The following is a 25,025-nucleotide window of genomic DNA, read 5'->3' as shown; positions in this document are numbered from 1 at the left end:
TGCGTCAAATCATTTGCCTTAGTTAGATAAAGCTCTTATCACTTAATTTTCGCAACAATCTTTGATTGTACGGAATTCAAGGCCGTTGATATGCTGGTTGCAGAATTTCCTATGGTAAAAGCATTTGCGCTTGAATTACAGCAAGGTGACAGAGTGCCCGTATTTCCATTTGCAAGAAGATAAATATCAACATTTTTGGCTTTAATATTTTTGCAAATGCGGAAAAATTTGGCGGAAACTTCTTTTAATATACTCTCCTTAAATGAGGTTCCAGTGACTGTCCCTTTATAGTTTGTTGCATCAGACAAATTTAACCCGAGGCTTTTGTCCATTGTTTTAAACCACTTATTTTCACACGTTATATCGTCAACTTTGCTAATGTAATCAGTTGGAACCGGAATCATCCCATAACCGGACATCCACCAGTGATTCAAGCCGTTTACAACCCTAGTTGCATCACCACATTTGTTGACATAGTAGGCGCTTACATTGGGTGTAAAATCATTCCAATATTCAGAATTGTTGAAAATAAGTATCATACTTTTCTGAACTCCATCATATGCTTTGGGATATTCTCCTGTAGCTCTTAGTGTGGTCGCTTTATCCGAATTAACTAGCCAAAAATCTTTCCATAATGGGTCAATCGTTCTCCAGCCCCATGATATGAGAGAGGGAAATAAGCCATCTGCAGAAGCTTTAAAATTCTTTAGCTTGTTTAGATAATTCACAACCATTGTTTTATTGGCTGTTAATGGCAGTATGGGATATGAGGGGTTTGATATGTAGGTATAAACTTGTGAGCAAGATATATTTGTTGTGCTCGGTGGGCACTTTGTTGGCCACATTTTTGGCGCGCATGATGTATAACCTCCTGGGCAGATAGAAGGTACAGGATTACTTGTTAGAACGCCTGGATCTGTTGGGTAAGTGGCATAAATACCATTTGCATAATAAAAAGGATTTTGAGTGGAATTATAAGCTGCATTGTTAAATATATAATTTGTACTTAAAGGGTAAAATGCTGGGTTCGCAGATTCATCATTCGTGGTTACGCTAAGATGGCCAAATAAACTATTTGACACAGTTGTAGATGATTCAAGCAAAAATTCTGTAGCAATTGGTGTAATACTCACCATCACGTTGCTAGGAAGGTTATTCACAAAAGTGATGAGGGCGTTACAGATATTTTGATGAAAATTGTTTGGTAAGAAACGGGCAGAAACTTCATAAACAATAGCAACTTCCGCAATATTTTGGTTGCCCATGGGAACGGTTGCCGTTGCATTATATGTTTTAGTGGTTGAGCCGCCAATGCTCATAAAAGTGGTGGGAACGACAATAGAAGCCGTAACGGTTACCGTATTGTTGGTTGTATTCACACTCACATTGGGACCTGTTACATTTTGCAGGCTTGTTATGTTAACAGCAAATGTTTTTTGTGCCTCCGTTGTAATAGTTGCTGCTACCCCGTTACCATTAGCGACACCGGCTCTAGCGGCTGCGTCTACAGCTGCTTGTAAGGATCTTTTTTGTTGGAGTGCGATGGAACTATCAACAGCTAAGCCCAGGATCAATATTATGGGTATAAGGCTCATTCCAACAAAGATAAGCACAGCTCCTCTATCATTTTTAATGAAAGACAAGATTTTTTTGGGGGTGCTTAACATTTTAAACTCCTTTTAATTTGCCGGTAAAGGGCTAAAGACACCAGACCCTCTTGGAACGGACTGGGCTACTTTTGATAATTTGACAGAAGGAAAGATACTCAAGAAATAAGAAAATAAGGGTTGGTAGTCATAACTCACTTCAACAACAATCACGTTTGAATTTAAGAGAAGGGTAAAGGGAGTGGACTGCACTTGCCCCGTTCCTGGGTTCGTTGTGATTTTGCTAGAAGCACCTACCGAACCTTGTTGCCAAACAAGTTTTTGATTATTCGTTAAGCCGACTTGTTGGAGGCCGGTAACCATCACGGCACCTTTTGTTGCAAAACTGTAATTTGTGCCCATTAAATTTGCGCCGATTAGACAATCTGTTATTGTTGCTGTACTCGTTTGAGCACTAACCCAATTGGCAATGCCCGAAGCAATTTCATTTAATTTTGCACTGAGAAGAATGTAGTTTGTTGTCTCATAAATTCCCAAAGAAACAGTCACTAAGAAAGGCAAAATAAGGGCAAATTCTACCATTGAGGCCCCAAGCGATTCCTTTTTAAATTTTTGAATCTTTTTGAAAAAAATCATGATGGAAATGTTCCTTCGTTTTTTGTATAAGTGGTCGCTTGCAGCACTTTTTGCGTACCAAAAATACCAGCAACTAATGGACTTGATGGAGAATAGTTATAACTCGCCTTATACATACTGACTTGACCAGGATTACCCGTTCCCGCCGTACCCACACCACCTAAATTTGCTATTGTAAATGAGGGGAATGATTGAATAGTGATGGTTAAATTAGCCATATTGAGAAGACCTGAAATTCCATTATTCATTACAGCAATTGCGGAAGCGGTTCGCGTAGTGCCTGCAGAATAGGTTCCCCCTGCTCCATAATTAGCTCCTGCCATGGTGCAACTTTGCAAATTAACTTTAATTGCAAGCATGATCCCCAATTCTAACGTACTCAAAATAATCAAAATTAGAATAGGAAATACGACAGCAAATTCAATAAGCGAAGTCCCTTTTTGATTACGCTTTAATGGTCGAAGATCAATTAAAAAAAATGGTTTATGAGACATTCATCAACCTCACTATGGCAGGGCCTAACAAAACGATAAAGAGGTTTGGCATTACAAATAAAACCAAGGGAATGACCATCAGTGAAGGTAATTTTGCGGCTTGATTTTCGGCTCGTTGCATCCGCCCATCTCGAATTTCTTTTGATAAATCTTCAAGCGCTTGGAGGGTTGGCGTTCCTTGCTGTATGGTTTGTAAGATTGTTGTCGTAAAGGTGCGAATGATAAGACTTGGGACGCGTGTATATAAGTTCTGTAAAGCTTGTCGACGATCCAAAATCATTTCCAATTCAATGTTCGTGAGAATCAATTCATGGGCGATCTCTTTACCAAATTGCACAATCTCTTTTCCAACTCGTTCAATAGCGCGATTCAGACTTAATCCAGCCTGTAAACAGATAATGATAAGATCTAAGGCATCGGGAAACTGTTTTTCAATTTGTTGAACACGTTTTTTAATAGTCCCTTTTAAATATAAGTCGGGGGCTAACCAACCGGAAAGTGCTGTAAGGATTATGATAAACCACGTAATAGCAAAAGATGATTCTGCTAAGCTAGGACGCAGGCGAATGACGACATACCCTATGCCTATCCCGAACAGAAAACACAAAAGTTTGGAACCAAGAAAAAAGGCTTGAGTATCTTTTGAAATCCATCCCGCTTGCTCAAAGGTGGTTTTCATGGATTCATCCCCAAGAAATGGGTTTTTGAGTATATAATCCATCATCCGTTTTGCAAAAGCTTCCTTTTTCTTTTCAACCTTTTTTTTGCGTTGAAAAAACGGGCTGTTTAAATTCGTTTTTTTAGAAGAAGATCGAATGTGGTTGTATTGAATACGCAAATCTTCTAAACGAGCTTCCAATGCGGGTTTTGTAAATATTAGTTTGCCCAACACAAATACCATAACAAAGACACTTATACCGGATGCAATTGCCATATTTAGGGATTGAAATGTGGCGAAATCTATTTCTGTCATCGCTATTCCTCCACTTTCATCATGCGTGTGATAACGAGAGCGCCTGTTACAGAGAGCCCAATACAAATCCAAAGCATTATTTTTCCTTTAGGATCGGTGAAGAAGAACTTTGTATATCCAGGCGTAATAAATTCCACAACAATAGACAAAAAGATGGGGAGACTTCCCACGATTAGTGCAGTGGCACGGCTTTCTGCAGATAGAGTCCACACCTTCTTGCGAAAGCGATCTCTTTCTCGAATGACTTCAGATAATTTTCCTAATATATCCGCAAGGCTACCGCCCATTTCTCGCTGAATAATTAAGGCGAGGGAAAAGAATCGAAACTCTTCAATACCAATTCTGGCTGCAGCTTCCGTTAAAGCATCATCGGGTGTGATTCCAATTTGTAATTGAGAGGCAATATAATTAAATTCGTTTCCTACCGGATCTTCAACTTCTTCAGATACCATGGCAACTCCTCGACCCAGAGTCATACCGGATTTTAACCCACGTGTGATAATGTCGAGGGCCACAGGAAATACTCTCACAAAGGATTTTTTCCAGGATTTTTCTTTGAATCTGAGTAACATAAAATGGCCAAACAATGAAGCGGAAATACCAAAAAGAAAAGAACGACCTAGGGGTAAACCATAGGTAATAAATATTGCATCTGATAAAGCGAAACTGCTGAAAATTTGGCTGGCTAAATGGATTTTTATATTGGGGAAAAATCCGCTTCTATAAAGAAGATATTCAATTTGCTTAAAAGCAGGAATGGGCTGTGATAAAAAAGATTTCAGTTTGTTTTCTACTTGAAGTGACTTTAAACGCTTTTCATCAACTTTTGGCGTTACTTTTTCCCATTTTTCAATAACGCCACTCCCATACTCTGCCCATCGACCCTGCAAATGTCTATTGGCTCGAATTATTGGAAACAAACGAGAAAGAAATACATAATAAAGTAGGACAGTAATACTTATAGAAAAGGCCCAGGCAGTATAATAATCTTGGGTCATGATATCCCCATGATCTGCGCAAGTTTTTTATCTAAACCAAAATATCGTGCTTTTTCCATAAAGGTTGGAATTGTTCCTGCGCGAGGTTGAAATTCACCAATTATACGACCCTCTTTATCTTCTTCATGATAGGTGAATTCAAATAATGTTTGGGTTTTAATGCCCCCATCTTCAAGACCAACAATTTCAATAATTTCTTGAATACGTCTCACACCATCTCTCATCCGTTCAACTTGGACAATCAGATCAACGCCACCTGCAATTTGCGCTTGAATTACTTTACCTGATACTCCTGAATCTGACATGGTGATCATATTTTCAAGTCGTAAAAGAGCGTCTATGGCCCTATTTGCGTGGATTGTTGACATAGAACCATCATGTCCGGTGTTCATTGCTTGCAACATATCAACAGTTTCTTGCCCCCGAACTTCTCCCACAATAATGCGATCAGGACGCATACGCAGAGCATTTTTGAGCAAGTCACGAATTGTGATAGCACCCTCACCTTCAATGTTGGGTGGGCGCATTTCTAATCGAACGACATGAGGTTGCTTGAGACGCAGCTCAGCTGCATCTTCAATCGTAACAATACGTTCATTAGGATTAATAAGTTGGGAAAGGGCGTTTAAAAGTGTTGTTTTCCCAGAACCTGTTCCTCCCGAAACAAGAGTGTTTAAACGACAGGTTGTAGCAATTTGGAGAAATTCTGCCATTTTTTCAGAGAGGTTTTTTTGTCGAACCATTAGGTCAAAATCTATGGAACGGCGGGAGAATTTACGAATGGATAGGGCAGGACCATTTAAAGAAACAGGTGGGGTAATGATATTGATACGACTTCCATCTGGCAGCCGTGCATCTACCATGGGGCTGGCTTCGTCAATTCGACGGCCAATTCTGCCGGCTATACGCTGAGCAATTTGCAATATATGAGCATGATCTCGGAATGTTACCCACGTTTTTTCAATTTTCCCGTGGCGCTCGACATAGACCATGTCAGGCCCATTCACCATAATATCCGTTACGCTGTCATCGCTTAAGAGTTGTTCGAGGGGGCCAAAGCCGATCATGTCATTGACAATATCAGTTGCGACCTGCTTTTGCTCACGTCGATTAAGCTGCACTCCTTGAGAATTAACAAACTGAACAACGAAGTCTTCAGTTTCGTGTTGAAGTTCCCCTGGGGTCATGTGCACAGCTGTGCTAGGATCTATCCGAATCATCAGTGCATTATAAATCATTGATCGCAAAGGCATTAAGCGATTATTGATGCTTTCCTGCGTTGATACTTGCGTCACTGGTTTTTTATTAATCACTGTGGTAGTCATTAGGATCCCCTTAACCTTGCTGTACAAGGCTTAACCAAGCCACAAAAAAGCTTTGGCTCCCTCTCTCTTATATAAACAAAGAATTCAATGAATCTATGTTTAGAGCTTGTTAGCTATGCTGGTAAAGTCAGCGTTAACTTTCGTACCAACAGTTGTAATCGCTGTAATAGCTGCAAGCGCAATCAAGGCAACAATCAACGTATACTCAACCAAGCCACCGCCTTGTTCACATTTGCTAAATAAAGATAACATTTTCATTTCTTTGTCTCCTCTAAGTATTAAAAATTTTAATCAGATTGACTGTTTAAAATAAGCCAAAGTCATTAAACCGATGTATCACTTACTTGATCATTTTGAGGGAAGAATTATTAAGACGAAGTTAATGCCAAAAAAGTATTTTTATTCTGAATAGCTACGCTAGAATTAAGACCCTTTTTAAGGACTGTTAAGGTCGAATAAAAAGGGTCTTCCTGCAACGCACTACAATTTGTTGGAGATGCTGGTCATACTTGTATTGACTTTGGTTCCAACGGTTGTCATAGCAGCAATGGCTGCAAGAGCAATCAGGGCAACAATCAAAGTATACTCAACCAAACCACCACCTTTTTCATCGAATAAAAAATTAAACTTTTTCATGTATAAACTCCTTTTTAATGTTTAATGTCAAATTCAAGATAATTTTTATCTTGTTCATTTTTATACTGAAAGCGATAGGTTAAAAAATCGTTAAGAAATAAGAAGTATAAAACGGGGAATTTTATGTGAAAAAATAATTGATCAAGACAAATAGACTAAAGACAATAAGGAAACCCAGAAGGGAAAATTCGAGGGATAGGCTCCCCCACTCATCTTTAAAAAAATAGGATATCATAGGGGCTATCTCTCCAAACTTTTTGCCATCTTGGCAGTTAATTTGGGTCGATAGATGAAAATTTCAATAGTTAAATATAAAAATTATACTAAATAATTTATAATCTAAGAAATTTTCTCTAGCTCATCAATAAATCCTGAGATGACATTTAAGCCTTGCTGCCAAAATAAGGGATTTTTTGCATCTAGGCCAAACGGTTTTAATAGTTCGGGATATCTCTTAGAACCACCTGCTTTTAATAAGTCAACGTAAAGCTCTGTAAAATTGGGATGTCCAGATTCATAAACAGAATATAATGAATTAACTAAACAATCTCCAAACGCGTAGGCATAAACGTAAAAGGGGGCATGGATAAAGTGAGAGATATAGCCCCAAAAGGGTCGCACAATAGGATCAATACGAACAGATTCACCCAATGCTTCTTGCTGAGTTTTCATCCATATATCCGCAATATCTTCAGCAGTCAGTTCTCCACTTCGGCGGCGCGTGTGAAGCGTGCGTTCAAATTCAAAAAAAGCAATTTGGCGTACAACAGTATTCATCATGTCGTCAACTTTAGAGGCAAGTAGACTGCGACGCTGAGCTGTAGTTGTCGTTTTTGCGAGGAGTGCTTTAAAGGTCAGCATTTCACCGAATACGGAAGCCGTTTCAGCAATTGTTAGGGGTGTTCCTGATAAAAAGAGCCCCTGATCAGCGGCTAAAACTTGATGAATACCATGACCCAACTCATGCGCCAAAGTCATGACATCGCGCAATTTTCCATGATAATTCAATAAGATGTAAGGGTGTACGCTGGGGACTGTGGGGTGGGAGAAAGCTCCTGATTCTTTACCGGGTTGGGAAGGAGCATCAATCCAGGGTTGATCAAAAAATCGTCGTCCAATCTTTGCCAATACCGGATTAAAATCATTGTAAGCATTCAAAACAATATTTTGAGCTTCAGGCCAAGAAATAAGGGTGTCTGTCGCATCAGGTAAGGGGGCATTGCGATCCCAATATTCCAATTTTTCTAAACCTAACCATTTGGCTTTTAAGAAATAGTACCGATGAGAAAGACGACCATAGCTTTCTTTAACAGCCGTAGTGAGAGCCTCAACAACTTCATCCTCAACTTGGTTTGATAAGTTTCTTGAAGCAACAGGATGAGGATAAAGGCGCCACGTATCTTCAATTTCTTTGTCTTTAGCAAGGGTATTCGTTACTAACGTGAGAATTGATGTATGACGGGTTAATCCTTCAGATAAAGCTTGAGCAGCATCATGACGCACTTTGGCATCCTTGTTACCAAAGCGATTCAGCACTTCTGCCAGGGCCATATCTTCGCCATTCAGCGAGAATTTTATACCTGCCAAAGTTTCTTCGAATAATCGTACCCAAGCACTACGGCCGGTCACAGACTTTTCATGTAATAGTTTTTCTAAATCAGCTGATAATTGATGGGAACGAAAAAGACGAATCCCCTCAATCCAGGCTTTATAATGACTTAATTGAGAACTATTTTGATAAGCTTTCTGAAGAACGTCATCTTCAATTTGATTGAGTTCAAGTGAAAAGAAGATGAGATGGGAGGAAATGATAGTTGACCGCTCTTGAACCATTTGAAAGAACTGTAATACGGGAGGGTTGTTGACATTTGTTGCAAACAATAAGTACCCGTAACTGATAAGTTTCCCCAAAAGTTCATCAATTTTTTCATAATCAACAATACCCTGGTATAGAGTATCACCTGTCCAAGAATTTGTGGCGGCAAATTTTCCTTTATAAGTTGCCGCAAAGGCTTTGGCCATTTTTTCGGCCTCATTCAAGTCTTCTTCAATCTTTGGATCATTTTGAGAAGCGTAAAAGTCTGTTAAATCCCATCGAGGAAGAAGGTTTTCAGTTTGCTGAGCAGAATTCTGTACAGATGAAGTGGTCATTGTTAGCTTTCCTCTGAAAAAGTTTCAATGGTTGCAATGCGCAAAATATTCGTCCCCCCAGAAACTGCGAAGGGCACCCCGGCAATCATAATAATCATATCACCTTGTTGGGCAAATTTTTGTTCAAAAGCGATTTGACATCCCTTATTCACCATTTCCGAAAATCTATAAATATCAGGTGTTAAAACGGCATGAACACCCCAAACTAAAGCCAATCTTCGTGCGGTGATTAGATTTGGTGTCGCTGCAATTATGGGAACATCTGGTCGTTCTCGGGCTGCTCGTAAAGTTGTGGCGCCAGAATCTGTAAATGTTACGATGGCAGCAATATCGATTGTATTCGCCACATGTCTTGCTGCCGTTGTAATGGCATCTGATACCCGGGCAAGGGGCAGGGGACGTGCTGCCTCAAGCATTTGTTCATAAATTCCATCTTGTTCGACCCTAATAATGATGCGGTCCATCATAGAAACGGCTTCTATGGGATATTTTCCGGAAGCAGACTCAGCTGATAACATGACGGCATCGACACCATCATAAATGGCCGTTGCGACGTCGGAGGCCTCTGCGCGGGTTGGGGAGGGGCTGGAAATCATAGAATCCAGCATTTGGGTGGCGACAATGACAGGTTTCCCAGCTTCCCGACATTTCCGAATAATACGCTTTTGTATACTCGGTACATCTTCAGGAGCCATCTCAACCCCTAAATCTCCCCGGGCAACCATAATGCCGTCAGCTAAATCAATGATTTCCCACAGATGCTGAATCGCCATAGGTTTTTCTAATTTGGCAATAATCTTGGCTTGTCCTTTAATTAAGGCTTGGGCATCTGTTATATCTTCTGGACGTTGCACGAAAGACAAAGCGACCCAGTCAACACCTTGTGACAATCCAAATTCCAAATCAATTCTGTCTTTTGCTGTCATGGCCGATATAGGCAAAATCACACCGGGTACGTTGAGTCCCTTTCGATCTGACAGAATGCCCCCAATAACCACTTCTGTGTTAATATAGTCTTTCCCCCAATCAAGAACTCTTAAACGTAATCTTCCATCGTCGAGTAAAAGCTCTGTCCCTTTTTCTAAACAGGTATACAATTCTGGGTGAGGCAAATTTACACGTTTCTCATCACCAGGTGTTGCCTCTAAATCGAGTCGGAATAAGTCTTTTGAATTAAGAGTAATCTGACGATTGGCAAATTTGCCAACTCTAAGCTTAGGGCCTTGCAAATCCATAAGAATTCCAATGGGACGATCAACTTTTTTTTCTAAAGTTCGAATAATTTTGACAGATTGTTGGTGGTCTTCATGCGACCCATGAGAAAAGTTGAGTCGAAATACGTCAACACCTGCAGAAAATAAATCAGCAACCATTTGGGGGGAGGAGCTTGAAGGTCCAAGAGTGGCAACTATTTTTGCTTTTCTAAAACGGCGCATAACCCATAACTTATAAGAATAGATTTTTATTTTTCTATTATCTCAGTTTCAGCGCCCCAGGGATAGAGGGAATCGATATCAAAAAGTCATAATAAAATGAGGGGAGAGAGCTGAAGGGGGTAAGATATAAAATGGGCTTAAAGGATTTTTTAAAAATTTAGGAATTTCAGAGTTTATTTTACCCCTCCGGAGGTAAGGTATCGGGGTTAATGTTCTTGACGTAAGTTTTGGACTTGAGATTTTCAAGCGTTATGCCCCACTGACCTAATAATTTACTTTGAGCTGTAACAGGCAAAGCCGCAAAATTTTCAAATGATCTTAAAAGGGGAGCAGAAGTAGCGGGTTGTTTCGGGGGAGGATTTCTTGTGAAAGGTACAGGGCTTATAAGTTCTGGGCTTTTGCAAACTGGGTTGAGGGGGAGATAACGCCTATCTTCGCTACGATCGCCATTGTCGCTTGCCAAAATATTGATGATCAAACTAATATGACAGCAAAAAATGGGGAAAGAAACTTTATAAAAAAATCCCCCTATTCTTTTAACAGTTAAATATGCTTGGCTTATGTCTCCCATAATTAAGCCGCTTCTTTCTCATGTTGCCTATTCCAAAATTTTGCGTAATAGCCGTTTTGTAGCAGTAAAGATTTATGTGTACCTTCTTCGACAATCTTGCCCTGCCTCAGCACAATAATACGATCCATTTGTAATAATGTCGACAAACGATGGGCGACGACCAAAACGGTCTTGTTTTTCATCAAGCCTTTTAGACTTTCTTGAATATAATGTTCCGTTTCTGAATCGAGGGCTGACGTGGCTTCATCGAGAATGAGGATTTTAGAATTTTTAAGAAGAGAACGGGCAATAGCGATACGCTGCCTTTGTCCACCCGACAATGTCGACCCTCTTTCTCCAATGAGTGTCTGATATCCTTTTGGGAATGATTTAATAAAACCCTCAGCGTAGGATTTTATTGCGGCATCTCGAATGTCTTCTTCCGTGGCATGGAGATTCCCATATTTAATATTTTCATAGATTGTACGATGAAAAAGTAAAGGTTCTTGAGGAATAAAGGTTATATTTTGATGGAGACTGTCTTGAGTTACCGATCGAATATCTTGCTTATCTATTAAAATTGCTCCTGTCTCAACATCCATTAGGCGAACAAGTAAATTTAAAAGCGTTGTTTTTCCACTGCCTGATTCTCCCACGATGCCAACTTTTTCATTTCCCCGGATTTTAAAAGAAAGGTCTTGAAAAACGGGTCTGCCTTTTTCGGGTGCAAAGTAAACATTTTTAAATTCAATGCTTCCTTCTTTAGCTACTAAAGGACGGGCGGTTGGCGCATCTTTTACAGCGTGGGGCACAATAAGCGTTCTTAGTGCCTGGGTGCATTTTCCATAATTTTCAACAAATTTCATATAGTTACGTGTAATATCCCATACAATATCAACCACAGAAAATGTGAGGGTAATAATTAAAGCAAAATCGCCAATGGTTACATGCCCCTTTTGGCGGGCGAAAATAAGGTAACAAATTATAGCTACGATGAGAATATTTGATATGGCATCCAAAACGGCATTTCGTTTGAGATCATTCCATCCTAACTCTTCAGCCTTTTTTACTTTTTCTTGAGCAACTGATTCTAAAAATTTGATTTCCTACCTGCGACGGGCAAATAGGCGAACAGCTAATATATTTGAAATACTATCCATGAGTTTGCCCACAAGAGTAGTCGATTTTTCAGATAATTCCTCAGATAAAATTTGAACGCTTCGGGATAAGAAAAAGCTGATTGCAACGAATAGAATAGCCCATAGTCCAATGATTAAAGCGAAGATAGGTTGTATGCATCCCATTGTGAAAGTGATGATACATAAAGAAAAGAAAGGGAATAGAAATTCATAGACCCATTGATCTAAAATGATTTCTGTTGTGTCGGCCATCATGGATATTTTGCTTATTAAACTGCCGCCAAAATGATTTTGAAAGTAAGCATGAGAATGTTTTTGGATATATTTTGTCATGCGTATAACTATATTTTTGTTAAAGTGAGGCATGACCTTTAGCCAAATATAATCATGAAAACGACTCACAACGTTCATAAAAATTCTGATAATGATAAATGCCATTAGTGGAGTTTTTAATTGCAAAAAAAGACTGGTTTCCGTTGCAGAATTATTTTCAAGAATATCTAATATGATTTTTATGATATAAGGCTCAATGGTTCTATCCAATGCCCATAAAAGGCAAATAAACGTGATTCCCAGGACATGCCAGGTGTAGGGGCGTAAGAAATGGACAATGAATTGAATAACAGTTTGCGGGAATTCTCTTTTATGCATATAAAATTTCCTTATCCCGCCTATAATTTTAATTATCATTTTTTTTAGATCATAAAACTGTAACCTGTACTTTTTCAAATAGAAAATGGTCTTTGCATGACGAATATTATTAATGTGATTTACGCGTACATCGTTAAAGTTAGGGGAAACTCATAAAAATGAGGGTTAAAAACTCTTTGGGAAAGAATTCTGTTGATATTCCTTTTTATAGTTTTGAAATGTAGATATATCGCCCAATTCTATGTCCACCATATTCTTGGCAAAAGCATAATAATAGGTTTCATGGCTACCTTGTAAAATATGCAGAGGATAAGAATATTTAGCCCACTGAGCCCCCGCAGGAATAGAAATGCTATTTTTATCATGAAAACAAATCATTGTTTTGTGACTTTTTAACTCTTTTAAGAGTTGAGGGGGAACGCTTTCACTCTCTGGTAAGTCCTCATGCCACATATTTAATTGATCTTTATCATAAATAAACAGGCCGTAGGCAGTGCCATTTTCATCTAGAAGCAAAAAGTTTCCTGTAATTTCAAATAAATAATATTCAATGATATTTTTTTCCTGGAGAAGTTTCTCAAAAAACTCAATAAATACGGGGTCGCGTAGACACGTTTTTTTGGTGTTAAATGTTGCGACATCCAGCATAAGTTGAGAGACTTTTGAAAAGTAGGTTCGCTGAGCATCTTTCAAGCTTTGGTTTAAAATCTTAAAGACGTTGGGATCTTGCTTTTTAATATAACGATGAATGAGACCCTTATTAAAAGCTTGAACCGCTAAATTTTCATCAGCTTCCCCAGTTAACAGAATTTTTTGAAGGGAAGGGTCAGTAATTTTTTCACATATTTCCAACCCATTCATACCTGGCATCGTAAAATCAACGACCACAGTGGAGATGCTCTCAAAACGTTTGGGGTTATATATTTCATTCATGAGGTCGTAAATATTGACATCAAGCATGGCGTGTTGCCACTTGGTTTCATCTGGCTGGCTAATTAATCGCTTGGCAAACGAGTCCGGCTGGTAATTTTTTGTGAGGGCCGTCAATGCTTGTTGCGGGTTATTATAAAATTGATAGGTGAAACGGGAATCATCTAAATTGAGCTCAAGATCTTTCAGAGAAGAGAGATCGTCATCAATGAGGATGACTTTCGTGGGGAACATACAAATAGGAATAGTTCTCATAAGTGACTCCATAAAAATAGGATATAAATAATATTTTTCATAATTTGTATGAACCTCTTATCAAGATTCATCTCATTAATTCACGAAGAAGTCAAAAATTTAAATTGCCCGCAGACGAATACCTCTTTTTATTACGCATTCAAAGGGATTGGAAATTTTAGAATAAAAATTGTGTATTCCCCTTCTTTTGATTCACAAGAAATGGTGCCGCCAAAACTAGTCATTACAGCTTTGCAAAAGGCGAGTCCTATACCAGTTCCATGATGAGTTTGGCTATAAAATCTATCAAATATATGAGAAACCATGGCAGGAGACATTCCTGTGCCTGTATCCTTAAAGTATAAATAATTTCCCTTCGGGGTTGTTTCTGTCCATATCATTATTTTTCCTTTATTTGCTGCTTTAATAGCATAAAGGCCATTTTTCATTAGATTGAATAAGACATGTTTCATCAGCAGATCGTTGCCGTGGAACGTAAAATCAGGATTGTCGGTCCAATTCAGTAGGGATTTTTCATCATTTGTAAGGGGGTATTCTTGGAACATTTCCGATACGCATGATTTAATGGACTTCACCTCATAATGCTTATTTGTAAATATTTCCCCTTTTAAACTGGTAAGAAGCATATCGATTACGAGAGAGGCGCTTAAAGTAATCTTATCCAAATTATCAGGCGTTTCCATTAATTGATGTAAGTTTTTTTCTGAAATTGGAGATACGCCTAAGTTAGCTTCCTTCGCTTTTTTATATCCATCAATGAGTGAAGGGAGAAATCTTTTAATTCCACCCGCACTTGAACGTATTCCTAAAAAAGGTGTTCGCATTTCATGAGCAATTGTTCCCGCAAGAGATTTCATTGCATTAAGTCTCTCCTTTTGAATATTATCTTTTCCGCGAGAGAAGACAGTGGCAATTAATACGGCCCACACATAATTTATAGAAAGCTCTGTCATGATAGACATATCAATATGATCGGGACCATTTATCAAATAATGAGTTATCCATCCTGTTAAAACTCCCAAGGGAAGGATGACAATAACTGTCATCCAGTCCGTGACTAAAATAAGCCAAAAAAGACCGATAATCACTTTGGTAAACCACATGTTAGATCCATAATTCTCAATAAACATATATGTGGAAAAAAATGGAAAAATATAGAAAATGTAGGAGTACCAATAAAATAGTTTATATCGTTTGAGGTAAGGAGGCCAGTAGTCAATAAACAGAAGGGGAACGCTCAGGAGAAAAGCAGATAATCTTAAAAAAACAAACTCGTTTTCTCTTTCAAGAAACAGTTTATTCACAAAATAAAACAAAGGGAAATTAACAACTCCAAAGATGCCTAACGTTTTTATCAATGTGTCAGACACATCAATTCGATCCGAAAAGATAGAGCGTAACTTTTGTATCATATCAATATACCCCTATGTTTTTCTTTGCCCCTGATCTAAACAGTATGCGGCGATTTTTCTTGTACGAGTTCTGCAATGCGATTCATTAAGGCTTCAAATATTCCCCAAGAATCTTCTTGTATTCCAAGTAGTCGTTCGTATTGAGATACGGGTAGATCTTCTAATAAAGATAGACCCATATTCTCATGTTCTATATCCACAGATTCATGGGCTTTAAAATGCTCCAGTTGATGATGGGGATCTATGGCGGGTATTGCGTAGCTATAGAAAATAACGGCTGTAGCTTCAACGCATAAATTCATAACAACAACTTGTTCATGGGGGCTCAAAGAAAGCATTTTTGATAAAAACCAGTTGCAAAGTGCTTCTAATACCGGATCTTTTTTGACATTAATTTTTGGTCGTTCGCTATTGAGCATCTGGTCATGACCAAACTCTTCCGTGAAATGTTGATTGAAAATAGGCGTAAAATTTGGATCGTCACACAGTGCGGTTTTTAAGAGCATCGTTTTTTGAAAATAATTCGACCAAACTTGGAAATACTCCAAAAAAATATCTCGTTTGCGTTTTGTGTTGAAATATCCTGAGTCCATTAAATTAAACAATAAATTCTTTTTGAAATGATCTTTATATTTTTTATTCCGTCGAATTAAAATTTCTAGGGAAGGTAACTTTTCAGGGAAATATTTGATATTGGATAAAACTTTCATAATTATTGTCCTTTCTTATTTGTTAGCTCTTTTAGGTGTTTTTTCATGGCAAGTTACTCCATTTGTTTCTAGAATTTTGTCTGACAAATTGTATCAAAAAATCGATAAAACAATGGCTAAATACAATATTCGGCTTAGTAATTTTTATCATTTTTAAATCTTCACTATCCGCAGCAAAATGCCGCATATTATTATTCTTTAAAGTGTCGAATTTCGCCGGCGCCAGACTATTTCACTTATGCTTGTGATTTGTTCTAGGCGTATTAGCGGGTAATTTTTGTTATTTGCCAAAAGAAGGTACGTCTCCCCTTCTTTTAATAAACGACGAATGAGAAAATGGTGAGGTGTGGCTTCAACAAGGCAAACCACTTGGTGAAAGTGGTGTATTTTATCTGCAGGGATATTTAATCCGCCTACAAATTCACCATATTCAAAATCGGGGGCCATAGCTTCATCAGTTATTTGGATGGCAACACCCTGCCTACCCATTTTTTGGCTATGCGCACAAAAAATTGAGATTTCTTCCTGGATAAGACTTTCAATAAGGTTAGAGCTGTGTTTCTTTAGTTGTCGGGCGGTTATGGGCGGGGCATACGCGCTGCCTTCTTGCGAAGATTCTAAATAAGGCTTGGGGCCAATGCCCTCAATGAGCCAATCTTCTGTACATATAATTCCCTCAGCCGCTAAAGCCTCACAAAATTTACTGACATTAACGCCGCGTGAAAAATTTCTACGAAGTTCCCAAGACTGTACGGTGTACCAATTTAGATCATGTTTTGTACAGAAAGACTTGCGAGATAGGGGGGAGAGTTCGCGCGCTAGGCGGAACCGCTCCCCAACTGTTTGGGGGGCATCCTGATCTGATAAAGAAATATCAGATGTTTCCATCTGCAAGCCTTTCAAGAAATACATTAAGGTCTTTATAATAATTCATTTCTGCAACACAAATTTAATCGACACGCATTATTTAAGTAAAATTAACGACAAATCTGATTTTACAATACACATCTTTTGTGTTCGTCACAACATTTTTGTGTATCTTTAAAAGATAAATTTTTAAAGGACAAAAAGTTATTATTCATATATTAATCAAGCAATTAAATGCAAATATTCAGATTAAGTATGATATAAATGATAATGACTCAAAGAAATATTTATGCATAAATGTGTAGACTTATGCAATTTTTGTTGATTAATATACACATATATGATATTGTATACCTGTTGAGCTCATTTTTTAGGAGACAGTTTTATGTTTAAACTCATTGTCAACGCTATTGATCTTCATCGTGGGAGCAGTATATCTCATGATTTTGACGCAAAACCGGCGCCACTAACGTCTCCTCTCCAAAAAACATTTTTAACTGATTTTCAGTCATTTTCAGAAAATTTATATGTTTTTAGGGCTCAGGACTTTGATCTCCAACTAACTTGTGAAATGACTTTGGAGCTTAAAGAAGCCTTGACGTGCTCCCCAGAAGAAGGCGACGAGGGAGAATATCTCATGCCTATTCTATCGTGCAATTTTCCCCGCATTGACACCCGTCGGTTTAATGAAAAGGTATGTTGGGACGAATATCTGCAAGGGATGTTGATGGTGCAGTTTCAATTAAAGGTTTTGGAGCAACTCTTTTTATTCTGTGAAGAAAAAGGTGCTGTCAATCTTATGCTAACATTCAATGAGACAAATCTTGATTATCTTGAAATTTTCCAACGCTTCATCATTTCGGAAGAACAAGTGACCATAGCTGAAGACGAATTGACTATAGTGGGCATTCCGACACATGTCGAAAACTATGATGCTGTTGTTGATTTTATGGATGATTTGGATAAAAATCTCTACCAAACAATGTGGCGAGACCAAAAGGTCAACCCGGCTTTCCGCAACTATTTAATCGAACATTCATTGTTGGTGCGATAGGTTGCTCACCTCCAGTCCCTAGTGCAAAATAGAGCATCACTTCCTTAATATTATGTAGATGGAAAGGAAAGAAGATCCGCCATAGGATATGTTTTCCCTTTGTAAGTACAGCTAAATTTTAATAGGGGTTTAAAAATAACAATTTTATTATGTAAAACTTCACGAACAGATGCTTTTGTGCTCTTTTCTTCCCCTGCCATAATAACTAATTTTAAGATAAACGATTCATCTGGATTAGATAATGATTTTCGCAAAACGCTATAAGTTTGTGTTCCGTCATTAATGAAAATCATCGGAAAATTAATAGAAGAAGATGAGGGGGGTAAAATTAATAATCCGGGAAGCCCCTCACGCCTTTCCCCTTTCCAAATATTTTGAAACTCAAGCAGCTTTTCTTCAGGTGATTTGCTAACCGAGGAACATAAACTAGCGGCGGGAGCTGGTTTTTCTGCTATTGTATTTTCATCGCTTTGCGATGCCAAGCATGATGTTTGAGCACAAAAAAGTAATATAACTAAAATTTGCATTATATTTTTCAATCCAATTGTAAATTATAAAATTTCTGATGATTGTTAGTCATATCAATGGAATTATGTATAGTCAATTTTTTTATTTAAAATAAAAAATAATATTCTTAATTTAAATTTTTAGAATACATATGGAAAATTTTTGTGTATTTAGAATTCGTAATAAGAAATTTAGAGTTTGCCCTTTTTTGCCTACGTGAAAAGTCAATAAAATGGGGTTGAAGGGGAATTTTACTTCATGAAGAAGCAGCTCGCTTGCTGATTTCCAAGACCTCTTCTTTCAACTGCTTAGCCACCCCCCCGGAATTGTCAATAAATGTGCCTCACATATTTTGATGGTTTTTGAAGAAATTACATACTTACGTACGTACTTAAGTATTGTTTACGAATATTGTTCCAAGAATTTCTCAAATAAATTTAGTTTATATTTCCAAAAGGGGGATTTGTAGACAGTTTTAAAATATTTAAATTGAGAGAAAGGATAAGAAATTATGGGAACAAAAAAAATAGTTCTGTTTTTAACAATAGCAATTTTTTACATCGTAAGTGCAGGACAAGCTTTGTGCTTTTGTTGGGGGGGATATGAGGAAGAAGCTGAAGATTATAAAATGCAATTAACGCCTGTTTCGCGTGAATTAATGAAGGATAGCCGCCCGCTTCCTAGGTATTCTCCTGATGTTACTTCATACGACAATTGTAAATTAACAGGATGTAATTTAGTTGATCCTGCGAAAACGATAAGAGTTGGGGCTATCATTGGCAGAGATGATAGAATACATGTTGATGCCCCTCAATTACAAGGTTGGTCTCCTCATGGTCACCTTGATATGACTTTTGCGGATGGCAATTTTATTGGAAGTGGTCTTCTGGTAGGGCCGCGACATGTGGTGACCGCGGGACATTGTGTGTTTGAAAAGGGGTGGGCAACTTCCATTTCATTTACGCCAGGCCTTAACGAAACCGCTCGCCCTTATGGTTCAGCGCACGTGAAACGAATATATACAGTCAAAGAATGGACGAATAATAAAGATTCTAACAATGATTTTGCCATGCTCATCCTAGATCGGGATATAGGAAATCAAGTGGGTTGGTATGGATTAATGACGCCATCAGATGCATTTCTTAAGAAATTAACCATTAATGTAACGGGCTATCCCGGTGATAAGGGTGGGGATAAATTATATACAATGGAAGGTCAAGTTGGACGATTTGATAGTGAAATTCTTAAATATTCAATCGACACGTATGGAGGCCAAAGTGGTGCGGGTGTGTGGGCAGCTTTAAAGGATAAAAATCGCTATTGCTGTGCTATTCACACGTCAGGAAGGCCCAATGTCGAAAATACGGCGACAAGAATAAATGATGCTAAATTTGATTTGTTGGTAGATTGGATGCAGCGCTCATAGAATATTTTCCCCATAGCTTAAGTAAATTTTAAGCTATGGGGATTTTAAAAAATATTATGCAGAAACTCTAGTGGGGTGAAGTAACTACTGCCAAATTTTTATACAATGATTGGTCTCTTTGCATAATTCACGCATTTACTATATAGATTGTCTAAAGATTATTTAACTAGAGTGTCAAGCCCCCAGTAGCAGGTCCAGTTATTAAATAAGGATTCCTGGCTAATGGATAGATCTTACACCCTCATGAAGCGATCCAGAATCGTTGAATAAATTCTGGTCTTTTGAGGCTGAAGTGACCACTTTTGGGGAAGGCGGTTTATAGTTCAAAGAACTGTGGGGCCGAACCTCATTGTAATGATAGCGCCAGTTTTCGATTAAGGTTTTGGCTTCTATCAGGGTATAAAATATCTCTCCATTCAATAATTCATCCCGCAAAGACCCATTAAATCGTTCATTAAATCCATTCTCCCAAGGACTCCCTGGTGTGATGTAGGCTGTCTTTACACCAACTTACGCAAGCCATTTTCGAACTTCTTGGGCTGTAAACTCAGCGCCATTATCGCTTCGAATGTAATTTGGTACACCATTGATAAACAACAACTCTGCCAGGGCCTCTAAAACCTGGTTGATAATCTACCTTAATGGCTAAACAGCGACGGCTAAATTCATCAATGACCGTAAGCATACGGAATTTTTTTCCATTGTGAAGCCGCTCACTAACAAAATCATAACTCCACACATGATTATTCCAACAGGGTTGTAGACGAATGCAGGAACCATCGTGAAGATATAACCGACCTCGTTTGGGTTGCTTTGCGGGAACCTTCAATCCTTGCCTTCGCCAGATGCGTTCCACCTGTTTATGATTAATTTGCCACCCTTCAGCTTTCAGCAAAGCTGTAATGCGTCGATACCCATAACGGCCATACTGACTTGCCAAGCGAATAATGTCTTCTGTGAGGGAATTTTCATCACAGTTCTGAAGAGATTTGCGACGTTGGATGGATCGGTGTTGCCCTAAGACACAACACGCTCGGCGTTCAGAAACGCCATATTTTTGCACCACACGAATAATGGTTAGGCGCTTACGTTCGGGGCTTAGAAGTTTCCCTCAGCGGCTTCCTTTAAGATCAGCTTATCTAAGGTAAGTTCGGCAACAGCTTTCTTCAATCGCGAGTTTTCTTTCTCAAGATCTTTAAGTCGCTTGGCTTGAGAGACTTGCATGCCACCATATTCCTTGCGCCAGCGATAGTAGGTTTGCTCAGTGATCCCAACCTCGCGACAGGCTTCTGCGGCTGTCTTGCCTTTGCCAATAAATATCTCAATTACTCTCAAATGCCCAATAATTTGCCCGGCTTCAAACTTCTTTCGTGCCATATTTTTCTCCCTATTTTAAGGTCCAAATCCTAACTTATTTTTTGGACCATTTATAGGGGGTCAGAACAGCAAGGATTTACTAGTAGCAAAAGGAAAAGTGAGGATATAGTAAGTGAGCCTTTAATTAACCTTTACAATTAATTAAAATCTTCTTTTGCCTTGAAAAAAAATAAATAAAAGCTTATAAATCTATTGTAACTAATTCTATCTCCTATTTCATATCGCAAGGAGGAAAAAATGACTATGTTAAAGTTTAATCTCTCATCTATGCTTCTTATCTTATCGACATGCGCAATTTCTTATGTAAATGCTGCTGATCATAATGGTGGCGACGTTGCTGTCCAAAGAAGTCCTAGTCTACACCATTTTATTGGTGATAGTTCTCCCTCCCTTTCGTTATCACCATTAACCTTATCTCCTTCAGCCCCTCATAAGAAACAGAAAGTTCTTGTTATAGATAATCCCCTGGAAGAACATGAACTAGGACAATTTATGGATCCAAGCTGTAAGGAAATATACTTACATGGGGTGTATGTAGGATACGGAAGTGATGACAACTTTTTTAAAAAATATTCTCTAACCATTTCGCCGGACACAATTAACCCAGATGTCGAGGTCCTCTCTTTAAAGGGTTGTGGCTTAACTAATGCCCATATTGAAAGGATCGGAGAATTTAGGAAGCTAAGGCACTTGGTCCTTGATGCCAATCACATTACGGATACAAGTGTATTTTCTTCAATATCTCGTTTGGAATCCCTTCAATCACTTTCATTGGCAATAAATGATGGTATCACTAACGCATGTGTTCCTACTCTTCTTGCTATGTCTAGCCTTATTGAATTGGATCTTTCTCATAATGATAAGATAGATGATGGCGTTGCTGGAACGTTTCTGGGGGGGCCTACGAGGTCGCTAAAGCTAAACGTTAATGGAACTGGTATATCAAAACAGGTTCGTTGGAAGATCGATGATAAATATCGGGCTCAAAAATAATAGCTAGCTTTTTATTTGCGACACCTAGAATTCATTTCTGACTGTTACGGACCTTTATTTTTTAAGGAAAAGAATTAATACTTCTTCCAAATCATGCAACCGAGAGAACGTGGCCTCATACTCATTTAGGTCATACAGTGCTATATGTATTGTCTCAATGGTGGCTAACTCCTCTTTAAAGGGAAGTTTCTGCGATTGTTGCTCTTCCTTAGTATTTTCTATCCATACCTTCATTTCTTCAAACCAGTCTTCTAGATGATTCCCATCAAAATCCGGTAGCACGTCGACATCCTCAAATTTACTTCGTATCTCTTTCCACTTTTCTTTTAGGTCAGTTAAATAAATTTGCATAACAGACCCTTTAAATACGTGTCCCTTTAATTCCTCTATTGCGCGGAGCTTATCTTGTCCGTTCCCCTCTTGAAACTGTCTAATACAGTGCTCAAAGTATTTACCAATTTCAAGCTGCTGGTCATGATCTGAAGCAGCCATTTGTAAGTGAGTTTCAACGCGATCTAGTCGATCAAGATATCTCTCCATGTTTTTTTGACATTTTTGCAATATTTTACGAGCTGTTTGTAAAACTCTACTATCTTGAAAACTTTGACTTACCCTTAGCTTTCGTAACCGTTGTTCATACTTAAAGATGAATCTCCATACTTTTGGTTGTTCTCCTAGACCCGAATTTAACAAGATAGAGGCAAGATATTCGTCCGCTAATTCTGGGCTTCTAATTCCAATAATATTTTCAGAATTTCTTTGGACGGCGTTCGTAGAAATATGAAATGAGCCTGTATATACAATCGGAGAACCTTCTTTGGGATAATGAATAATGAGCTTATGGTGAAACTTTCCTCCCGAGAAAGGCTTAAAGAGAAGAACCGTATTGTCTTTACTTTCTAGTCCCTTCACCGAAGCGGCATTATGTTTATTCTTATCAAGAACAATGAGTTTAGGCGTCTTGCTTTTTAAATTTTCTCCTATCTTTTCTCCAGATAGCGCTTCATTTAAGCTAATGAAATTCTCAAATAGAAATAAAAACTCGCTTTGATCACTTCCAAGTGCGTCATTGACAATATTTAAGCACCTTTGGGTACCCCCATCATTTGGAAAGCCTGTAGATATGGCTAAAGAAACGACATCCCCTATATGAGCCCCCATAAGAGTTGGTTGATCTTTTGAATTTAAAAGCCCCCTTAATTTACTCAAATAATCGGTATTACTGGCTCCTTTTAGAACCCGATGTTCATGAAACACCATAACTTGCTGTTCGGGAAACTCTGTTGCTGATGCTTTTTTAGGTGGTTCCATTCTCAATAATTTCTCAAATTCTTGCAGATAGAAATGCGCAAGAGTATTACTTTGAACGAAAACCATGTCTTCTGAATGTTCGTTATCAGCCTCAAAAGTTGCGTTAGCAGAGCCCAAGATGACAATGGCCTGTTCGCCACTTTTTTTTGAGATATATACTTTTTGGTGATAGGATCTTCCGCCGAGTTTAACGAGGCTCGTAGGCACACTGTCTATTAATTGCCGAGCGTACTGTGGGTAGTGAGAACCCTCGGAAGAGCTTTCATAGGTTTGTCCATAATCGAGAAAAATAATAACAGGGATAGAGGCTAGGTGCTTCCTTTCAAGAGTTCTTATGAGAGTTGGGGAGTTAAACCGATACATGAAAGAAACAACAAATTCATTCGCACCATCCAGAACATCATTGATTCTTGCTATGCATGAACCTCCCAACGACACACAGGAAGATACTCTGACTTTTTCAATGCTTTCTCTATGTTCTATACCTCCATAAGAACTCATAGCTTTTTGAGGAGAAGGTAGAACGTGTGTTTTATGTTCCCGAGCATCGGCAGCAAACGTCCCATAAGAGGAGGACGCTATCATAAATAGGCTTAATAGAATGTAAGAAAGAATGATTCGATAAATTTTTAGCATTATCAAACTCTATTTGGAAAAATATGAAAGAATAAACCATGTTTATTCAAGATTCTTTTACACTATTTTTTTTCTTAAATGCTCTAGTTTTTTATAGTTATGGGCAATAAGTAAAATGATTTATAATATTAGAATTTCTTTTAACAATTGATTAGGCCAATGTGGGTATCAAAATAAGAAGGACTGCAGAAGCTTAAGGACAAGTTGTCTTGAGACAAACTAAGCTGTGATTTTCTAATAATATCGAGAAAATAAGCTATCCGTTTGGTGGAGTTGATACAATTGCCCTTCAATATCTTTGCTTATTTCGCCTGATTCAAGAAGTTTTTTAAGATTGGCTAAATGTTCCGAATAGTGTGCCTTTAACATAACGCCTAAGGGGCTGTTATCTTCCTTTACCCCTTCCAACAATTTTGTGTAATCTCCAATTTCTTTCTCAACAACTTGGGTATGATAAGTCTTTCGCATTTCCGCTTGAAGCTGATCTGCTTCGACAGAGTTTTCCGAGGCAACTCCTGAAGCAATACTTAAGCACCAAAGCATAATTTTTTCGTGAGTTTTCTTCTAATATGTCTTGCTGACATTTAAGCAATATTTCCCTATCATTATGATAGATTAAGGTTTTTTACTTGCATATTACACCCAACCCTTTTAATCTAAAAATAGGTTTAAGATGAATACGGCAGCCTGCCAAATTGTCTGAACCTAAGTAAGCGTGGAGCCCAAGTGCTACTAACACTTAGACCCCACTGACCACACTAACTAACAAGGAGTTAATATGGCTGAAATTAATATAGCCCATATCGGGCAATTTTTCCAAGAACCATGGCGATTGCACTGAAAATTAGCTTAGCCTTCTAAAAATTACCTCCCTAAGTTTTTACCCGACTTTCCTGCTGCTCTATTCATTGCTATTATCCTTTTTAATCAATAAAGAAAAAGGATACCGAG

Annotated in this window: 23 protein-coding genes and 1 pseudogene; 3 read left to right on the top strand and 21 right to left on the bottom strand. The window is 38.3% G+C overall.

What is annotated here, in order from left to right; translation table 11 throughout:
* Positions 1-38: 38 nt before the first annotated feature.
* The 17 genes from FJX03_07575 to FJX03_07495 all read right to left on the bottom strand — a co-directional run bounded on the left by FJX03_07575 (position 39) and on the right by FJX03_07495 (position 16,791).
* On the bottom strand, positions 39-1,667 hold the full coding sequence (locus FJX03_07575; protein ID MBM3633539.1) for a hypothetical protein: 1,629 nt from the start codon (positions 1,665-1,667) through the stop codon (positions 39-41).
* Positions 1,668-1,679: 12 nt separating this feature from the next.
* The gene (locus FJX03_07570; GenBank protein MBM3633538.1) at positions 1,680-2,243 is read right to left on the bottom strand and encodes a pilus assembly protein; all 564 of its coding nucleotides are present in this window, start codon (positions 2,241-2,243) and stop codon (positions 1,680-1,682) included.
* Complete coding sequence (locus FJX03_07565) at positions 2,240-2,737, bottom strand: hypothetical protein (protein MBM3633537.1); 498 nt, start codon at positions 2,735-2,737, stop codon at positions 2,240-2,242. The genes FJX03_07570 and FJX03_07565 overlap by 4 nt, the downstream gene beginning before the upstream one ends.
* On the bottom strand, positions 2,727-3,710 hold the full coding sequence (locus FJX03_07560) for a type II secretion system F family protein (GenBank protein ID MBM3633536.1): 984 nt from the start codon (positions 3,708-3,710) through the stop codon (positions 2,727-2,729). The genes FJX03_07565 and FJX03_07560 overlap by 11 nt, the downstream gene beginning before the upstream one ends.
* Positions 3,711-3,712: 2 nt before the next feature.
* Positions 3,713-4,708 (bottom strand): type II secretion system F family protein, encoded by a 996-nt coding sequence (locus FJX03_07555; GenBank protein MBM3633535.1) that lies wholly within the window; start codon positions 4,706-4,708, stop codon positions 3,713-3,715.
* A complete protein-coding gene (locus tag FJX03_07550; GenBank protein ID MBM3633534.1) occupies positions 4,705-6,033 on the bottom strand; it encodes a CpaF family protein in 1,329 nt (442 codons plus the stop codon). The genes FJX03_07555 and FJX03_07550 overlap by 4 nt, the downstream gene beginning before the upstream one ends.
* 99 nt (positions 6,034-6,132) lie before the next feature.
* On the bottom strand, positions 6,133-6,285 hold the full coding sequence (locus FJX03_07545; protein ID MBM3633533.1) for a Flp family type IVb pilin: 153 nt from the start codon (positions 6,283-6,285) through the stop codon (positions 6,133-6,135).
* A gap of 228 nt (positions 6,286-6,513) precedes the next feature.
* Positions 6,514-6,669: a Flp family type IVb pilin gene (locus FJX03_07540; protein MBM3633532.1), complete on the bottom strand. Its 156-nt coding sequence runs from the start codon at positions 6,667-6,669 to the stop codon at positions 6,514-6,516.
* A gap of 339 nt (positions 6,670-7,008) precedes the next feature.
* Positions 7,009-8,820: a M3 family oligoendopeptidase gene (locus FJX03_07535; protein MBM3633531.1), complete on the bottom strand. Its 1,812-nt coding sequence runs from the start codon at positions 8,818-8,820 to the stop codon at positions 7,009-7,011.
* 2 nt (positions 8,821-8,822) lie between these two features.
* Positions 8,823-10,256, bottom strand: a complete 1,434-nt coding sequence (gene pyk / locus FJX03_07530) for a pyruvate kinase (protein MBM3633530.1) — start codon at positions 10,254-10,256, stop codon at positions 8,823-8,825.
* Between the two features lie 178 nt (positions 10,257-10,434).
* Complete coding sequence (locus FJX03_07525; protein MBM3633529.1) at positions 10,435-10,827, bottom strand: hypothetical protein; 393 nt, start codon at positions 10,825-10,827, stop codon at positions 10,435-10,437.
* Positions 10,828-10,829: 2 nt separating this feature from the next.
* Entirely contained in the window at positions 10,830-11,825 is a 996-nt protein-coding gene (locus FJX03_07520; GenBank protein ID MBM3633528.1) for an ABC transporter ATP-binding protein, read from the bottom strand.
* A gap of 87 nt (positions 11,826-11,912) precedes the next feature.
* Positions 11,913-12,635, bottom strand: a complete 723-nt coding sequence (locus tag FJX03_07515) for an ABC transporter ATP-binding protein (protein MBM3633527.1) — start codon at positions 12,633-12,635, stop codon at positions 11,913-11,915.
* A 126-nt stretch (positions 12,636-12,761) separates the two neighbouring features.
* On the bottom strand, positions 12,762-13,793 hold the full coding sequence (locus FJX03_07510) for a response regulator (GenBank protein ID MBM3633526.1): 1,032 nt from the start codon (positions 13,791-13,793) through the stop codon (positions 12,762-12,764).
* A gap of 119 nt (positions 13,794-13,912) precedes the next feature.
* The gene (locus FJX03_07505; protein MBM3633525.1) at positions 13,913-15,193 is read right to left on the bottom strand and encodes a HAMP domain-containing histidine kinase; all 1,281 of its coding nucleotides are present in this window, start codon (positions 15,191-15,193) and stop codon (positions 13,913-13,915) included.
* A gap of 35 nt (positions 15,194-15,228) precedes the next feature.
* Positions 15,229-15,903, bottom strand: a complete 675-nt coding sequence (locus FJX03_07500; GenBank protein ID MBM3633524.1) for an iron-containing redox enzyme family protein — start codon at positions 15,901-15,903, stop codon at positions 15,229-15,231.
* Between the two features lie 198 nt (positions 15,904-16,101).
* Positions 16,102-16,791, bottom strand: a complete 690-nt coding sequence (locus FJX03_07495) for a hypothetical protein (GenBank protein MBM3633523.1) — start codon at positions 16,789-16,791, stop codon at positions 16,102-16,104.
* A 364-nt stretch (positions 16,792-17,155) separates the two neighbouring features.
* Between FJX03_07495 and FJX03_07490 the strand changes: the two genes are divergently transcribed.
* Positions 17,156-17,824, top strand: a complete 669-nt coding sequence (locus tag FJX03_07490) for a hypothetical protein (GenBank protein ID MBM3633522.1) — start codon at positions 17,156-17,158, stop codon at positions 17,822-17,824.
* A gap of 50 nt (positions 17,825-17,874) precedes the next feature.
* Here FJX03_07490 and FJX03_07485 read toward each other — a convergent pair whose 3' ends face one another.
* Complete coding sequence (locus tag FJX03_07485) at positions 17,875-18,351, bottom strand: hypothetical protein (protein ID MBM3633521.1); 477 nt, start codon at positions 18,349-18,351, stop codon at positions 17,875-17,877.
* A 491-nt stretch (positions 18,352-18,842) separates the two neighbouring features.
* Between FJX03_07485 and FJX03_07480 the strand changes: the two genes are divergently transcribed.
* Positions 18,843-19,757, top strand: coding sequence for a trypsin-like serine protease (locus FJX03_07480; protein ID MBM3633520.1), 915 nt, complete (start codon positions 18,843-18,845; stop codon positions 19,755-19,757).
* 288 nt (positions 19,758-20,045) lie between these two features.
* Here the strand turns inward: FJX03_07480 and FJX03_07475 are convergent.
* Positions 20,046-21,134: pseudogene (locus tag FJX03_07475) on the bottom strand (IS3 family transposase).
* 237 nt (positions 21,135-21,371) lie between these two features.
* On the opposite strand from FJX03_07475, the gene FJX03_07470 reads away from it, so the two are divergent.
* Positions 21,372-22,127, top strand: coding sequence for a hypothetical protein (locus FJX03_07470; protein ID MBM3633519.1), 756 nt, complete (start codon positions 21,372-21,374; stop codon positions 22,125-22,127).
* Positions 22,128-22,181: 54 nt separating this feature from the next.
* Here FJX03_07470 and FJX03_07465 read toward each other — a convergent pair whose 3' ends face one another.
* Both FJX03_07465 and FJX03_07460 read right to left on the bottom strand, forming a co-directional pair.
* Positions 22,182-24,074, bottom strand: a complete 1,893-nt coding sequence (locus tag FJX03_07465; GenBank protein MBM3633518.1) for a hypothetical protein — start codon at positions 24,072-24,074, stop codon at positions 22,182-22,184.
* A 234-nt stretch (positions 24,075-24,308) separates the two neighbouring features.
* Positions 24,309-24,617 carry a hypothetical protein gene (locus tag FJX03_07460; GenBank protein MBM3633517.1) on the bottom strand — a complete coding sequence of 103 codons (309 nt, stop codon included), beginning with the start codon at positions 24,615-24,617 and terminating at the stop codon, positions 24,309-24,311.
* Positions 24,618-25,025 lie beyond the last annotated feature (408 nt).

It is taken from the genome of Alphaproteobacteria bacterium (assembly GCA_016870095.1).
In the GTDB taxonomy this organism is placed as follows: Bacteria; Pseudomonadota; Alphaproteobacteria; order Paracaedibacterales; family VGCI01; genus VGCI01.
The sequence above is the reverse complement of the archived record's forward strand: the minus strand, read 5'-3'. Positions and strand labels throughout refer to the sequence as shown.

What these genes read in the sequence shown, in the direction of transcription:
- FJX03_07555 (MBM3633535.1), bottom strand. Translation starts at nt 4,708, where the DNA reads ATGACCCAAGATTATTATACTGCCTGGGCCTTTTCTATAAGTATTACT.
- FJX03_07570 (MBM3633538.1), bottom strand. Translation starts at nt 2,243, where the DNA reads ATGATTTTTTTCAAAAAGATTCAAAAATTTAAAAAGGAATCGCTTGGG.
- FJX03_07545 (MBM3633533.1), bottom strand. Translation starts at nt 6,285, where the DNA reads ATGTTATCTTTATTTAGCAAATGTGAACAAGGCGGTGGCTTGGTTGAG.
- FJX03_07525 (MBM3633529.1), bottom strand. Translation starts at nt 10,827, where the DNA reads ATGGGAGACATAAGCCAAGCATATTTAACTGTTAAAAGAATAGGGGGA.
- FJX03_07565 (MBM3633537.1), bottom strand. Translation starts at nt 2,737, where the DNA reads ATGTCTCATAAACCATTTTTTTTAATTGATCTTCGACCATTAAAGCGT.
- FJX03_07560 (MBM3633536.1), bottom strand. Translation starts at nt 3,710, where the DNA reads ATGACAGAAATAGATTTCGCCACATTTCAATCCCTAAATATGGCAATT.
- FJX03_07490 (MBM3633522.1), top strand. Translation starts at nt 17,156, where the DNA reads ATGTTTAAACTCATTGTCAACGCTATTGATCTTCATCGTGGGAGCAGT.
- FJX03_07460 (MBM3633517.1), bottom strand. Translation starts at nt 24,617, where the DNA reads ATGCTTTGGTGCTTAAGTATTGCTTCAGGAGTTGCCTCGGAAAACTCT.
- FJX03_07535 (MBM3633531.1), bottom strand. Translation starts at nt 8,820, where the DNA reads ATGACCACTTCATCTGTACAGAATTCTGCTCAGCAAACTGAAAACCTT.
- FJX03_07485 (MBM3633521.1), bottom strand. Translation starts at nt 18,351, where the DNA reads ATGCAAATTTTAGTTATATTACTTTTTTGTGCTCAAACATCATGCTTG.
- FJX03_07505 (MBM3633525.1), bottom strand. Translation starts at nt 15,193, where the DNA reads ATGATACAAAAGTTACGCTCTATCTTTTCGGATCGAATTGATGTGTCT.
- FJX03_07495 (MBM3633523.1), bottom strand. Translation starts at nt 16,791, where the DNA reads ATGGAAACATCTGATATTTCTTTATCAGATCAGGATGCCCCCCAAACA.
- pyk (MBM3633530.1), bottom strand. Translation starts at nt 10,256, where the DNA reads ATGCGCCGTTTTAGAAAAGCAAAAATAGTTGCCACTCTTGGACCTTCA.
- FJX03_07465 (MBM3633518.1), bottom strand. Translation starts at nt 24,074, where the DNA reads ATGCTAAAAATTTATCGAATCATTCTTTCTTACATTCTATTAAGCCTA.
- FJX03_07500 (MBM3633524.1), bottom strand. Translation starts at nt 15,903, where the DNA reads ATGAAAGTTTTATCCAATATCAAATATTTCCCTGAAAAGTTACCTTCC.
- FJX03_07515 (MBM3633527.1), bottom strand. Translation starts at nt 12,635, where the DNA reads ATGATAATTAAAATTATAGGCGGGATAAGGAAATTTTATATGCATAAA.
- FJX03_07575 (MBM3633539.1), bottom strand. Translation starts at nt 1,667, where the DNA reads ATGTTAAGCACCCCCAAAAAAATCTTGTCTTTCATTAAAAATGATAGA.
- FJX03_07470 (MBM3633519.1), top strand. Translation starts at nt 21,372, where the DNA reads ATGACTATGTTAAAGTTTAATCTCTCATCTATGCTTCTTATCTTATCG.
- FJX03_07510 (MBM3633526.1), bottom strand. Translation starts at nt 13,793, where the DNA reads ATGGAGTCACTTATGAGAACTATTCCTATTTGTATGTTCCCCACGAAA.
- FJX03_07540 (MBM3633532.1), bottom strand. Translation starts at nt 6,669, where the DNA reads ATGAAAAAGTTTAATTTTTTATTCGATGAAAAAGGTGGTGGTTTGGTT.
- FJX03_07480 (MBM3633520.1), top strand. Translation starts at nt 18,843, where the DNA reads ATGGGAACAAAAAAAATAGTTCTGTTTTTAACAATAGCAATTTTTTAC.
- FJX03_07550 (MBM3633534.1), bottom strand. Translation starts at nt 6,033, where the DNA reads ATGACTACCACAGTGATTAATAAAAAACCAGTGACGCAAGTATCAACG.